Here is a 12502-nt window from a genome sequence, read left to right as displayed (position 1 = left end):
TTTGCCTCCCGATACCGATGTCGCCATTCTAGGCGCTGGGCTGGCAGGGCTAAGCATCGCAAGCTGGCTGATTGACGTCATACCGCCCCACGCATCGGCACCGCGCGTGCACCTGCTTGAGGCGCGCCAGGCAGATACCAATGACCGCACGTGGTGCTTTTGGGATCAGCAGCCGCATCCCTTTCGCAAGGCGATTAGCCACCGGTGGCCCCGGTGGCAGGTCCGGTTTGGAAACCAATGCGTTGAACGCGAAGACGCCGAGCACTGCTATTCGCTGTTATCCGCCAGTGCCATGCGGCGTTCAGCCTATGCGGCAATGGCGACGCGTCCAGAGTTTGATTTTACCCGCGGTGTTGACGTCGGCACGATTTCGCCCCAAGACGATGGCCTGCATATCGCTACTTCCCAGGGCGGGCTGACCTCAAAACTGGTCATCGACACACGCCCGCCCCAGGCCGCTATGCTGTCTTCCCATGAGGGCGTCTGGCAGGTCTTTCATGGGGTTGAAGTGCATTGCCCCGACCACGGCGTTTCGCCCTCGACCGCGTGCCTGATGGATTTTCAAACCGGGTTTAGCGGGGTCAATTTTGTCTACCTGCTGCCATTGGATGACCATCGACTGCTGGCCGAGTGGACCTGCTTCCACGTCGATAAAACGCATCCCGACTGCCAGCGGTTGTTGACGCAGCAGGTACCCCCTCAGCTCAGCGATTGGTTGAATAAGCGGCTGGGAACCCAGTGGACGCTGTCGCGGCAGGAGACGGGCTGCCTACCCATGATGCCGGTGGTGGCGCCGCAGCTTAACCCGCGCTATCTGGCTGCTGGCATTCGCGGGGGATGGATGCGCCCGGCCACGGGGTATATGTTTGCCAGCTGCCAACGGGGGGCGGCCGATGTGGCCCGGCAAATCCAACGGGCTAGCCAGACCGGTCGCTGGGAGCTAACCCCGCCTCGGCTGCGTTCTTCGGCGCTAGAGTGGATGGACAAGGTGTTTTTACAGGCACTGCGTCAATCTCCTGAGCAGGCACCCGGCTGGTTTATGCAGCTGTTCGAACGTACCCGTGCGATTGAACAGCGCCGTTTTTTGGGCGATGAACCGCGCCTGAGTGACCTGCTGGCGATTATGCGGGGTTTGCCAGCAGGGCCCTTTTTAAAGGCGGCCATTAGGCTGGCGCGACACTCGTAGCCTGTCGGCGTCAGGCAGTTTTTATCCTGGGGAGAATTATAATGCACGCAATCAATCCTGCCACGGCACAGCGTCACCGCGTTTGGGCGATGATGGCGGCGTTGTTTGCCGGTGTGGTGGCCGTTTGGCTGCCTAATCTTGAGCTTGCCCTGCAGTTTTGGATTATTGTGATTCCGATCGCGCTGTTTGGCCTGTCCCACGGCGGCGCCGATCCGGTGATTATCAACACTCTCAAGGTGGTGCGCGGGCATAGTAGTGTTCAATGGCTGGCTGGCTATATAGCGCTAATGGCGCTCACCGTGGCGTTTATTGTTTGGCAACCGACGCTCGCCCTGGTGGGGTTTTTGGGGCTTTCAATATGGCACTTTGCGATAACGGATTGTCTGTTCTTACCCAAAGGTGGGCATGCCGGAGTAGGGTGGTTGAGTGGCAGTCTGCCCATCATTGGCCCGATGGCAGGGCATCCTGAACAAGTGGCCGTGCTGTTTGCCTGGCTCTTGCAACAGGACCCTGCGGCCGTCATGGCCTTGGTGCTGCCGGCGGGGCGTTTGCTGATACTCGGGTGGGTCGTAGCGCTGATCGGTGTCGTCGCCCTGAATTCCCGTGCTAGCCGCAGTGTGCTACTCCTGGAGCTTTGCGCGTTGGCCGGGCCCATGCTGCTTTTACCCCCGCTGATCGCTTTCGCTTTCTACTTTTGCATTGTGCATAGTCTGCGTCATTTCCTGCTGCTACTGGGCGCTGAGCGTCAGGCGTTCAAGGCGATTGACGTCAAACGACTGGTGCGTCGTGCAGCCCCCGCCACTGCTGGCGCTATTGTACTAGGGGGGGGTACCTGGTGGGCCATGAATGCCGGGGCTGCCAACCTGGAAGGCGCCTGGCTTGCCGACGCCGTCAGAGTGATTTTCTGGGGCTTGGCCGTGTTAACGGTGCCGCATGCGTTGTTGGTGGCTTTGTGGATAGCCCCCAGGTCTGCGGCTAACCGCTAGCTAACCTCAAGACGACACCAAACGGTAGCCCTTATCGGTCAAGCGCTGGGCTAGGGCGGCAATGTGGGCGGGGCCTACTTCGCAGCAGCCGCCGACGACAGTGGCGCCTAGCTCGACCCATCTCAGCGCATGCTCGGCGTAGGCGGCAGGATCAAGATCCGTTCGCGACGCTAACTTATCGACCGTGCCACCTGGTTGTAGCGGGGCCACGGACGTAAAGCCGTTGGCGTACCCGCCGAATGGTACGCTGAGCTCGGCGAGTTCATGCATGGCGGTGGTGACCGCCTCAGGCACTGAACAATTGACCACTATGCGCTCCGCGCCAAGAGCCACGACCTCCCGGGCCGCCACTGCCAGCGATTCACCAGAGCGTAGGCGGCTGCCGTCGCTATCATCCACGCTGAATGCCACCCATACCGGGCGTTGGCTTTCCACCGCGGCGCTAGTGGCGGCACACGCCTCGCGGATCAGCGACATTGTTTCACATAGAAAAAAATCGACACCGTCTGCCTGGCGCTCCACGAGACGTCGGTAGTCACGTTGGCAGGTAGCGTCGTCCGGGACGCTATCAGGGTGATAACTCGCGACTAGTGGGGGCAGGCAGCCAGCGATGCGCACCTGCCGACCGCTTTGAACACGTGCCTGGTGGGCTGCGCTGAGTGCCGCGGCATGCAAGGGTTCGAACATGGCGGGGTCACCGTCGCGCGCCAAGCGAATTGGGGTGGCGACGTAGTTGTTGAGTTTAATGACCTGGGCGCCGGCCTCAATGAAATCGCGGTGAGCGGCAGTGACCAGATGGGGCTCATCGAGCATGACTTGAGCGGACCATAGCGGTGACACGGGTCGGCTACTGCGTTTTCTGAGCTCCTGTCCCATTCCCCCGTCTAACAGCACTATGTTTTTGTTTCCAGCACTCATCAGGTCGCCATCCTTTAAACATCGTCAGCTATAAACAAAAGGGCCGCTATTAGCGACCCTTTTTTAATTTAACTATCCTGCTATCCATTAAGCAAAGCGCTTGATGATCCAGGAAAACGCGCTGTCCGTTAGCGATTTTTTACCGTGATGCTCGCGGTGCTGGCTCCAAACCATGCCGCCTGACACAACCACAAGGCTCATTAACATTCCGGCAAGAATTAATTCGTTCATGGTTCTCTTTCCTCATCTGAGGTTTTATCCCGCTCTACATAACCATAGCCGAATGAGCCTACAAAGATCAAGACTATACCCAGCCCTACGCCCATCCAAACATTGTCGGTATTAAGGCTGGGATTGGTGACTACCCAGCCTGCCGTAAAACAGGTCGCCACGACAATCACGCCAACGTTACGCGTTGCTTCCAAGAACTGCTGACGCGTTGCTCGGGCACCAATTCGCCGGCGTAATGCCGTGGCTCTGCGCTCTTGTAAGCTTTTCTTGAGCCGTGCGCGCAGTGCATCTTGCGGCTCTTTACCGTTATGCGGTTCTTTCAAGCAGCCTCCTCAGGTGCGTTCTGCTGCTTTATAGGCTCTTCGTCACCCAGTGTGGAATTAATAATTCTGCCAGAATGATAATGACTCCCGTGGGAGGGAGCTTCAGCTCGCGAATGCTTGGGCTACTAGCATGATGAAGCCAAGGGGGTGCCTGCGGCACCTTTCGCCGATGTGTCGGACCACCGAAGTGTCGGACCACGCTGAAGCGGCCTCCCACAACAGGTAGATGGCTTAGTGGTTGCGATCTCAACTGTGAGATAGAAAATAAAATAGCCGATCAATCTTAAACCCACATTAGATGGCGAATAGCCGCTTTATAGCAAAAAACTAAAGCAATTCATCAAGCCAGGCGTTAAAGACCGTCCACGAACGCTGATCGGCGCGCTCATGATAGGCATCACTGCCAAACACGCTGTAAGCATGAGGTGCACCGGAGTAGATGCCGACTTCATAGGTAACGCCTGCGGCTTCTAATTCCCCAGCCAGCGTAGCAACGTCGTCTAAACTCACGGAACTATCGGCGCCACCGTGAGCAATGAAGATAGGCGCCGTGTCGCTTGAGTAGGCTTGGCCTTCGGGGGTGGTTAACCCACCATGAAAGCTGGTGTACGCCGCTATGTTATCTGCCTCGCCGGAGCGGGCAATTTCCAGCGTCACCGCGCCGCCAAAGCAGTAACCCATGATGACCGTTGGCTCGGCAGCGCCTTGTTCTCTAGCCTGTGCTAGGCCACCTAAGGTTAAGGCACGCATTCGTTCTCTGTCTTGGTATAAACGATTGGTTGCAGCGCGCTTATCGTCGACAGACTGGGGACGGTTGCCTTCACCATAGAGATCCACTGTGAAAACATCATAGCCCGCATCGGCTAGCATATCAGCTCGCTGGCGCTCATAATCACCCAGCCCATCCCAGTCGTGGATAATCACTACGCTGCCCTGAGCGTTATCACCGCCAGAGACAAAGTAGCCCTGGAAATTTTCTTCATTTACGCTGTAGGCAATATCTTGCCCAGCGGGGGAGAAGGCCATGGCAGGCAGTGCTAGCGCTAAAAGTGTGATCGCGCTGCTAGGCAATAGAATTTTTTTCATCGTATGCTGTCCTATGAGGTGTTCAGCAAGCATAGACAATGGCTGCTAAGATGATTCAACGTTGAATGACTATACACGTGTAAGACAAAGGCTTGCGTCTGGAACTCGGTAACGGCATGCTTGTCCGTTGTCAGAAATACTATTAGGGAGCATTAATACATGGCTTACAACGATTCACGTACGGCACGCCCCCAGTCGGGCAGCGTTGCTAATAGTGTTAGCACTAACAAGGTGTTGCGAAGCACCTACGCGTTACTGGCAATGACGCTGCTGTTCTCAGCCGTGACGGCGGGCGCTGCTGTTGCCCTCGGCATTCAACAATTGAACATCTTTGTGTTCTTGATTGGTGCCTACGGTCTAATGTTCCTTGTCCACAAAACCGCAAACTCTGCGGCTGGCTTGTTGGCAACGTTTGCCTTTACTGGCTTTATGGGCTTTACGTTAGGGCCAATCCTTTCTGCCTACCTGGCGCTGCCTAACGGTGGTGTGTTAATCATGAACGCCCTCGCTATGACGGGCTTAACCTTTGTGGGTCTGTCAGCGGTTGCGTTAACCACCAAAAAGGATTTTAGCTTTTTAGGCAACTTCCTAATGGCGGGTGCCATCGTGCTGATTCTTGCGATGGTAGCAGGGTTCTTCTTTAATATTCCTGCGCTGTCGTTGATGGTATCGGCTGGCTTTGTGCTGTTTGCTTCAGCCGCCATTTTGTATCAAACCAGTGAGATCATTCACCGTGAAGGTGAGACAAACTATATTATAGCGACGGTTACGCTCTACGTATCGATCTACAATCTGTTTGTTAGCCTGTTGTCGATACTCGGTATTATGAGCAACGACTGATATGAGTGAGCGGTAGACGATATGACAGGCCCTAGCGATAGGGCCTGTCTTTTTTTAGGATAGCCAACAGTGGGGATCAGCCAATGCACCATGGGTTACACTACGGGTTATTAGTGATGGGGGCGCCGTACAGTAGTCCTGCCCCGCACTCTGCCTTGCGTTTTGCCCACGCCATTATTGCCCGTGGGCATAAAATAGCGGGTGTTTTTTTCTATCACGACGGCGTTCACAATGGCGCTTCGTTGATGGCGCCTCCACAGGATGAACTTAATCTGCACGAAGCATGGCGTGAGCTAAACCAACAGCACGCGATTCCTTTGGATATATGCATTGCGGCGGCGCTGCGGCGTGGGTTAATGAGCGAGTCTGAAGCTCAGCGCCATGGTCAGCCAGCCTTCAATGTAGCGCCGCCTTTTGAGTTAACTGGGCTTGGCCAATTGCTCGACTTACAGCAACGCGCTGATCGCTTTATTACCTTTGCTTAAAGGGAGGCCGAATGGCGACACCTGATGCGCTACTGGTGGTGATTCGTCACGCGCCACACAGTTCTAACTGGTTACGCGAAGGATTAGATGCCGCCTTGGTAGCCGCTGCGTTTGGGCAACCCGTGCATCTATTGTTTATGGGCCAGGGGATAATGGCGCTGTTAAAGGAGCAGGGCAGTGGCGCACCAGGTCAAAAAGCCACGCTGCCGATTATTGATATGTTAGAAATGTACGATATTGATGCGCTCTGGGTGTCAGAAGAAGCGCTGCAGGGCCTGCGTATTCGCCAGGATTTACTGGTCGATGGTATAACGCCAGTGCCCGCTCAGGAGATTCCAATGCTGTTTCAGCAGCATGCCAAGATACTCAACTTTTAGCGGCGAGTGAGATAATTATGATGCTACATATCCTCACCAAGACGCCTGACAGCAGTGCATCTATTGAAATGCAGCAGGCGGTAGGGGAGCAAGACAGCGTGTTGTTGATCGAAGAAGCGGTGAGTGCCGCGCTCGATCCAGCCTGGGCGGTTTGGGAGCAGCATCAGTCGCGTATTTTCCTGCTATCAGAGGACCTTATCGCCCGCGGGCTTGCCAGCATTGCCGTAGATAATGAACTGCCCATGCTCGACATGGATGGCTTTGTGGCACTCACTGAGCAGTATGCAAAAATTGTTACCTGGTACTAATATGTCTGAATCAAAAATATACCGTTATCTTGATTCACAAAGAAAGTATCCGCTAGATCCGGAAGGATATCTGGTTAATCAATCCGAGTGGAGCGAGTCTGTCGCCAAGCTAATGGCTGAAGAAGAGGGACTTGTTTTAACGGCTGAGCATTGGGAAATTATTGAAGTAGTGCGGGCATTTTACCAGCGTTACGAAATGGCACCGGCGATGCGGCCACTGGTAAAAGCAACCAAGAATGCCTTGGGTGAAGAGAAAGGGCGTTCTATTTATCTGATGCAGCTGTTTCCAGGTAGTCCGGCCAAGCGTATCGCACGCCTGGCCGGCTTGCCCAAGCCGACCAACTGCCTGTAGCCCGTGCCCGTTTCTCTCCCCAAAGATCAACCAAGCCTAGGGCACTTCACCAAAAGGCAGGCCCAAAAGCGCTTTTAGGTGGGCTTCCACGCCAGTTGCCAGCGATTTAGGGTTATAGCCACCTTCCAGTACCGAGACAATCCGGTTATCAGCGTAAAGCGTAGCAATTTCCATGGCCAAATGGGTAACCCAGTAGAAGTCTTCATCTTCCAAGCAGATATCCCCCATGGGGTCATCGCGGTGAGCGTCGAAACCGGCGGATATCATTACCAAGTCAGGCTTAAAGGCGTGCAAGGCAGGTAGCCAGTGTCTTTCGACAATACGCCGGAACTCAGGCCCATCGGTGCCCACTTCCAGGGGCGTGTTGACCACGTTTTGCCACTCGCTGCGTAGATAGCGCCACGGATAAAATGGATACTGAAAGCTAGTACAAATCAGTACTTCAGGGTCGTTTTTAAAGATATCGATCGTGCCGTTGCACTGGTGCACGTCAAAATCGAGTATGGCGATACGCTTGGCGCCATATTTTGCCCGCGCATGGGCCGCGCCAACGGCAATATTATTGTAAAAACAAAAGCCCATGGCATCGCTGGCTTCGGCATGGTGGCCGGGCGGCCTAACGGCACAAAAGACGTTATCCGCCTGGTGCTTGAAAACCTGATCAACCCCACGAATCACCGCTCCTGCGGCAACACGTGCGGCTTGCAGGCTATCAGGGTTCATCAGGGTATCGCTGTCCAGTGTGACGATGCCTTCAGTGGGCACGCACTTATCCAGGGCGCGCAGGTGGCGCAAGGGATGCACCCTAGCTAACGCGTCTTCACAGGCTTCCTTGGCATCTGCCTGCATGGTCTGCTGTAATAAGCCCATGAGCGATAGGCGAGCGCGAATGGCCTCCAGACGCTGGGGGTTTTCAGGATGCTCGGGGCCCATATGATGCAATGAGCAGTCTGGGTGAGTAAGGTAGGCAGTAATCATTCCAACGCTCCATTGTTATGGGTGACACCTTAATCGCCTCCATGCCCTATGCGACAGTGTCAATAAGTCGTACAGCCGCTATTCATGTCAGGGGAGACTCATTTGTGAGTACGCGCTTTTTGCACCATTTTTTCGAACCTCGCACATTAGCGGTGTTTGGCGCCTCTGAAAAGCCCGCTTCGCTGGGCGGCCTTGTGCTGCGCAATATTCAGGAAGGCGGCTTTAAAGGCGCGCTCTGGGCCGTCAACCTTAAAGGCTATTCAGACGTCTTAGGTGCGCCTTGTTTTAGCCGCGTCAGCGAGCTGCCGGAAGTGCCCGACTTGGCCGTTGTCTGCTCCCCCATAGAAGGGGTTCCTGACCTTATTAAAAAACTCGGGGAGTACGGTGTCAAAGCGGCACTGGTGCTTTCCGGTGGCGCCTATTTGGACCGCGACAAAGGCAATAAAGGTTCGATCCGTGAACGGATGCTGAGTGCCGCGCGGATGTCGGGGATACGCGTGCTGGGCCCAGAATGCATGGGGCTGATCGTGCCGGGTAAAAAGCTCAATGCCTCTTACGCCAGCCAGCCGGTAAAAGCGGGCCGCGTGGCTTATCTTGGGCAGTCTGGGATGCTCGCCAATGGCATGATCGATTGGGCGGCAGGGCGCGATGTAGGCTTTTCGCATCTGATTACCGTCGGCGATAGCGTGGATGTGCTGTTGCCAGATTTAATCGACTATGTGAATCAGTTTTCACCCGCCCAGGCGATTATGTTGCACCTTGAGCGAATCAGCGACGCTCAGCACTTTATGACGGCGGTGCGCGATGCTTCGCGTAATCGTCTGGTATTGGCGATAAAAAGCGGCCGCACGCCGGAATCGGATATTTCCGGAATGGCGCCTACGCCCGGCATCGCTAACCGTGACGTGGTGTTTGATGCCGCCTTTGCTCGGGCGGGGGTCGTGCGCGTTGATGACTCCGACGAATTGCTTGATGCGCTGGAAACGCTGTCGCGGATGAAGCCGCTAAAGGGCGATCGATTGGCCATTGTGTCTAACGGGTTAGGGCCTGCCATGCTGGCTATCGATAAACTGATTAGTGCGGGCGGCAAACTGGCCGAGTTCAGCGCCGACACCCAGGCAGCGCTGCACCGTAGCGAAGTCGATATGAGCAAGCCGGGCGAGAACCCGGTGGATCTCGGCGGAAATGCTTCGCCCGAGCGGTTTGTCCAGGCGCTTGAGATCGTTGCCGCCGATGCCAATGTGGACGCGGTGCTAGTGGTACACGCACCGACCCGAATGGCGCCGTCGCTGGTAACGGCCCAAGCGCTGATCGATAACCGCAAGAAATTCCGCCGTAATATGCTGACCAGCTGGATGGGCTTAAAAGAGGCACTTAACGCGCGCCATGCCTGTAATTTAGCCGGGATTCCTACCTATATTTCACCAGAAAAAGCCGTTAAGGCGTTTATGCATATGGTGATTTACCAGCGTGTTCAGGCGCTGTTGCAGGAAATACCACCTAGCCTGCCGTTCACAACGAGTCCCGAAATACGCGCCCAGTGCCGTACGCTGATTAAGCAGGCAAAAGCGCGAGGTAGACAAACCTTAACCCACTCTGAAACGGCTCAGGTACTTGAAGCGTATGGCATTCCCACGGCAGCGAGCGTCTATTTAAAGGACCCTGAAGAGGCTTTTGAGCGAGCGGCAGAAATTGCCGGCAGCAAAGCGCTTAAAGTCGTCCATGAAGGCAATTGCCGGCCTTATCGCTACCGCAAGCACCCACATAAAATCTCAGCGGGGTTGCTCCAGGATTTGGAAACCCCCGAGCAGGTGGCTAATGGGGTACGCGAGCTGGGCGAAAAAGTGGCTGAAAAATTTCCTGAGTACGCCATTCGCGAATACTGCTTGCAGCCCATGCAGCGTGGTAAACACTCGATGCAGATTTGCGCTGGCATTACCCGCGATCCGGTTTTTGGTCCGCTTATTGTGTTTGGTATCGGTGGGTATAAGGTCAATGTATTGGCTGATCGACAGGTAGCGCTACCGCCGCTCAACATGAGCCTGGCGGAAGATGTCGTGGGTAGAACCCATGCTGCTTCATTAATTCGTGAACACTCCCCCGACCCTGAGCGTGATATCCAGCATCTGTGTCAAATGTTGGTGAAACTCTCGCAAATGGCAACAGATTTAGGCGATTTACGCGGCCTGGAAGTCAACCCCTTGATCCTCAACCGGGAGGGAATGGTGGCAGTCGATTTCGCCATGGATTTGGGCACGCCCGCCCGCTTTGCCATCATGCCGTATCCTGAAGAGCTCCGGGAGTGGGTAACGCTCAAGAACGGCTGGCAGGTGGAGGTGAGGCCTATTCGTGCCGAAGACGCGCACCTGATCACCACCTTTCATCGCCAGCTCTCGGAAGAGAGCATCCGTTTTCGCTACTTTCACAATAAATCCAACCTGACCCAGCGCGATTTATCGAACCTGTCGCATATTAATTACGACCGTCAAATGGCCTTTATCGCCGAGTATTTGGGCGACGATGGCAGCAAAGAAATGCTTGGGGTAGTGCGGGTATGGAACGATGCCGACAATATTCGCACCGAGTTTTCGGTGATTGTTCGTGATGATATGCAGGGGCTGGGGATAGGCAGCCTGTTAATGAAGAAGATGATTGATTACTGCACCCATATCGGCACGTTGGAAATGATTGGCAAAATCATGGTCGATAATCATCCCATGCGAGCGCTGATGAAGCACTTGGGATTCAAATGCCGTTACAACATGGAAGAGCAGGTCATTGACGCCGTCATGCGCTTAAATGAGCCGGAAAGCGAATGGCAACGCCACCGGCTTGAAAGCCTGCCTGACTAGCGCTGTCTGGGTCAGCTATCCCTTACAGCGTGTTTGTCGTTATGGCGCCAGGCGGAATAAGCCCCACTCGCCACCGTCGCGGCGTTCATAACGCAGTCGGTCGTGAAGCCTACTGGGCTGGCCCTGCCAAAATTCGATCATTTCCGGGCTAACACGATAGCCTCCCCAGTGAATCGGGCGGGGGATATCCTTACCCTTGTAGGCTTGCTCAAAACGTTTTTGACGCTCTTCAATCCAGTTGCGGTTGGGAATCACCACGCTTTGCGTGGCAATCCACGCGCCCAGTTGGCTGCCGCGCGGGCGGCTGGCAAAGTAATCATCTGACTCCGCCTCCGATACTTTCTCAACCGGGCCTTCGATGCGTATTTGGCGTGAGAGCGAAGGCCACCAAAATGTCATGGCGGCGTAGGGCACATTGCTTAGCTCACTACCCTTATGGCTATGGTAGTTGGTATAGAACACCATGCCGCGCTCGTCGAAGCCTTTTAACAGCACCACCCGGGCATGAGGCTTCCCTTGGCTATCAACGCTGGAAAGCGTCATCGCGTTGGCGTCTTTGCCTTCATTTTCCAGCGCAAGGGTAAACCACTCGTCGAATAGCTCGAATGGATCGTCGAATACTTGGGACTCTTCCAGTCTGCCGCCTTCATAATCACGCCGAATGTCGGCTATGTTGCGTGTCATTGAATGCTTCCCCTTGAGTTTCCAGCCATGGTCGCCGGTCTAACGATAAAGCTCAAGTCACCGTCATCAGCGGATGAGTAGTAGATGATTCGCCTACCGTTGTTATTTTAGCCAATACACCACTTGCTGTAATGCATTCTATGAGAAAGCCTGAATAAATGCGAAACTCTCCCACCATTGGCAATAAGGGGTATAGCTATGTACCAGGCTAAATTAGCTATTAATGTGTGGGATGGTTGGGTGCGCGTTTTCCACTGGGGTTTAGTAGCCGCGGTGTTGGTTTCTTTTTATACCACCAAGACCAGTGGACTGCCTTTTTTATTTCCTATCGACGTTCACGCCCAGTCGGGTTACCTGGTTCTCGGCCTGCTCGTCTTCCGCTGGCTATGGGGCATGGTGGGCAGTGTGTACGCAAGGTTTAGCACTTTTTTATATCCCGTCGATGACACCATCGCTTATTCAAAAACACTGCTGAAGCGCCAAGCGCCTGCCTATGCGAGCCATAACCCGCTGGGTGGATGGATGGTGCTGATTTTACTGCTTTCGTTGACCTTTCAGGCGCTCAGCGGCCTGTTTTTGAGCGACGATATTTTTTTCCAAGGGCCGCTGTATGGTTTATTTGGTCAAGAGGTCAGCAGCCAGTTAAGAACGTTGCACCAGCTAAATAGCGATTTGCTACTCATCTTAATAGGACTGCATTTAGTAGGGGTGGTCGTTCATCGCCTGCTAGGAGAGCCGTTGCTAGCGGCGATGCTGATAGGCACCAAACGCTTTCGCCAGCAGCCCGCCGATGCCCATAGCGAACCGCTAAACATCAGCCTCTTGAGGTGGCGCGCGTTGGGCGTGATATTAATCGCCGCAGGCGTGGTCGTATGGCTATGGTTTTAAAGCATTCG

Annotated in this window: 15 protein-coding genes; 9 read left to right on the top strand and 6 right to left on the bottom strand. The window is 54.8% G+C overall.

The window, feature by feature from the left end:
• Nucleotide 1: 1 nt before the first annotated feature.
• Together HVA01_RS03225 and HVA01_RS03220 are read left to right on the top strand one after the other, a co-directional pair.
• Nucleotides 2-1186, top strand: coding sequence for a lycopene cyclase family protein (locus HVA01_RS03225; RefSeq protein ID WP_170243462.1), 1185 nt, complete (start codon nt 2-4; stop codon nt 1184-1186).
• A 41-nt stretch (nt 1187-1227) separates the two neighbouring features.
• The gene (locus HVA01_RS03220) at nt 1228-2172 is read left to right on the top strand and encodes a Brp/Blh family beta-carotene 15,15'-dioxygenase (protein WP_146873090.1); all 945 of its coding nucleotides are present in this window, start codon (nt 1228-1230) and stop codon (nt 2170-2172) included.
• Nucleotides 2173-2178: 6 nt separating this feature from the next.
• On the opposite strand, the gene HVA01_RS03215 is transcribed toward HVA01_RS03220, so the two are convergent.
• From HVA01_RS03215 to HVA01_RS03205, 4 genes are all read right to left on the bottom strand, one after another.
• Nucleotides 2179-3090, bottom strand: a complete 912-nt coding sequence (locus HVA01_RS03215; protein WP_146873089.1) for a homocysteine S-methyltransferase family protein — start codon at nt 3088-3090, stop codon at nt 2179-2181.
• A gap of 87 nt (nt 3091-3177) precedes the next feature.
• On the bottom strand, nt 3178-3321 hold the full coding sequence (locus HVA01_RS17365) for a hypothetical protein (protein ID WP_170243460.1): 144 nt from the start codon (nt 3319-3321) through the stop codon (nt 3178-3180).
• Nucleotides 3318-3644 carry a hypothetical protein gene (locus tag HVA01_RS03210; protein ID WP_146873088.1) on the bottom strand — a complete coding sequence of 109 codons (327 nt, stop codon included), beginning with the start codon at nt 3642-3644 and terminating at the stop codon, nt 3318-3320. Before HVA01_RS03210 ends, HVA01_RS17365 begins: the two co-directional genes overlap by 4 nt.
• Before the next feature lie 327 nt (nt 3645-3971).
• Complete coding sequence (locus tag HVA01_RS03205; protein ID WP_146873087.1) at nt 3972-4730, bottom strand: dienelactone hydrolase family protein; 759 nt, start codon at nt 4728-4730, stop codon at nt 3972-3974.
• A 159-nt stretch (nt 4731-4889) separates the two neighbouring features.
• Here HVA01_RS03205 and HVA01_RS03200 point away from each other — a divergent pair, with 159 nt between their 5' ends.
• From HVA01_RS03200 to HVA01_RS03180, 5 genes are all read left to right on the top strand, one after another.
• Entirely contained in the window at nt 4890-5570 is a 681-nt protein-coding gene (locus HVA01_RS03200) for a Bax inhibitor-1/YccA family protein (protein WP_146873086.1), read from the top strand.
• A gap of 83 nt (nt 5571-5653) precedes the next feature.
• Nucleotides 5654-6055 carry a sulfurtransferase complex subunit TusD gene (tusD, locus tag HVA01_RS03195; protein ID WP_146873085.1) on the top strand — a complete coding sequence of 134 codons (402 nt, stop codon included), beginning with the start codon at nt 5654-5656 and terminating at the stop codon, nt 6053-6055.
• A gap of 11 nt (nt 6056-6066) precedes the next feature.
• Nucleotides 6067-6432, top strand: coding sequence for a DsrE family protein (locus HVA01_RS03190; RefSeq protein WP_146873084.1), 366 nt, complete (start codon nt 6067-6069; stop codon nt 6430-6432).
• A 17-nt stretch (nt 6433-6449) separates the two neighbouring features.
• Entirely contained in the window at nt 6450-6740 is a 291-nt protein-coding gene (gene tusB, locus HVA01_RS03185; RefSeq protein ID WP_146873083.1) for a sulfurtransferase complex subunit TusB, read from the top strand.
• A gap of 1 nt (nt 6741) precedes the next feature.
• Nucleotides 6742-7092 (top strand): TusE/DsrC/DsvC family sulfur relay protein, encoded by a 351-nt coding sequence (locus HVA01_RS03180; RefSeq protein WP_146873082.1) that lies wholly within the window; start codon nt 6742-6744, stop codon nt 7090-7092.
• Nucleotides 7093-7128: 36 nt separating this feature from the next.
• On the opposite strand, the gene HVA01_RS03175 is transcribed toward HVA01_RS03180, so the two are convergent.
• Complete coding sequence (locus tag HVA01_RS03175) at nt 7129-8070, bottom strand: histone deacetylase family protein (RefSeq protein ID WP_146873081.1); 942 nt, start codon at nt 8068-8070, stop codon at nt 7129-7131.
• Between the two features lie 104 nt (nt 8071-8174).
• Here HVA01_RS03175 and HVA01_RS03170 point away from each other — a divergent pair, with 104 nt between their 5' ends.
• The gene (locus tag HVA01_RS03170; protein ID WP_146873080.1) at nt 8175-10922 is read left to right on the top strand and encodes a bifunctional acetate--CoA ligase family protein/GNAT family N-acetyltransferase; all 2748 of its coding nucleotides are present in this window, start codon (nt 8175-8177) and stop codon (nt 10920-10922) included.
• Nucleotides 10923-10961: 39 nt separating this feature from the next.
• Here the strand turns inward: HVA01_RS03170 and pdxH are convergent, their stop codons facing one another.
• On the bottom strand, nt 10962-11606 hold the full coding sequence (pdxH, locus tag HVA01_RS03165; RefSeq protein ID WP_146873079.1) for a pyridoxamine 5'-phosphate oxidase: 645 nt from the start codon (nt 11604-11606) through the stop codon (nt 10962-10964).
• A gap of 198 nt (nt 11607-11804) precedes the next feature.
• Between pdxH and HVA01_RS03160 the strand changes: the two genes are divergently transcribed.
• Entirely contained in the window at nt 11805-12494 is a 690-nt protein-coding gene (locus HVA01_RS03160) for a cytochrome b/b6 domain-containing protein (RefSeq protein WP_146873078.1), read from the top strand.
• The last annotated feature ends 8 nt before the right edge of the window (nt 12495-12502 follow it).

Source organism: Halovibrio variabilis (assembly GCF_007991175.1).
Classification (GTDB): Bacteria; Pseudomonadota; Gammaproteobacteria; order Pseudomonadales; family Halomonadaceae; genus Vreelandella; species Vreelandella variabilis.
Note: the sequence above shows the minus strand (reverse complement) of the source record. Positions and strands in the feature narration are given on the sequence as shown.

Excerpts from the sequence above, each read along its gene's own strand:
- HVA01_RS03175 (WP_146873081.1), bottom strand. The coding sequence starts at position 8,070 with ATGATTACTGCCTACCTTACTCACCCAGACTGCTCATTGCATCATATG.
- tusB (WP_146873083.1), top strand. The coding sequence starts at position 6,450 with ATGATGCTACATATCCTCACCAAGACGCCTGACAGCAGTGCATCTATT.
- HVA01_RS03180 (WP_146873082.1), top strand. The coding sequence starts at position 6,742 with ATGTCTGAATCAAAAATATACCGTTATCTTGATTCACAAAGAAAGTAT.
- HVA01_RS03215 (WP_146873089.1), bottom strand. The coding sequence starts at position 3,090 with ATGAGTGCTGGAAACAAAAACATAGTGCTGTTAGACGGGGGAATGGGA.
- HVA01_RS03190 (WP_146873084.1), top strand. The coding sequence starts at position 6,067 with ATGGCGACACCTGATGCGCTACTGGTGGTGATTCGTCACGCGCCACAC.
- tusD (WP_146873085.1), top strand. The coding sequence starts at position 5,654 with ATGCACCATGGGTTACACTACGGGTTATTAGTGATGGGGGCGCCGTAC.
- HVA01_RS17365 (WP_170243460.1), bottom strand. The coding sequence starts at position 3,321 with ATGAACGAATTAATTCTTGCCGGAATGTTAATGAGCCTTGTGGTTGTG.
- pdxH (WP_146873079.1), bottom strand. The coding sequence starts at position 11,606 with ATGACACGCAACATAGCCGACATTCGGCGTGATTATGAAGGCGGCAGA.
- HVA01_RS03200 (WP_146873086.1), top strand. The coding sequence starts at position 4,890 with ATGGCTTACAACGATTCACGTACGGCACGCCCCCAGTCGGGCAGCGTT.
- HVA01_RS03220 (WP_146873090.1), top strand. The coding sequence starts at position 1,228 with ATGCACGCAATCAATCCTGCCACGGCACAGCGTCACCGCGTTTGGGCG.
- HVA01_RS03160 (WP_146873078.1), top strand. The coding sequence starts at position 11,805 with ATGTACCAGGCTAAATTAGCTATTAATGTGTGGGATGGTTGGGTGCGC.
- HVA01_RS03205 (WP_146873087.1), bottom strand. The coding sequence starts at position 4,730 with ATGAAAAAAATTCTATTGCCTAGCAGCGCGATCACACTTTTAGCGCTA.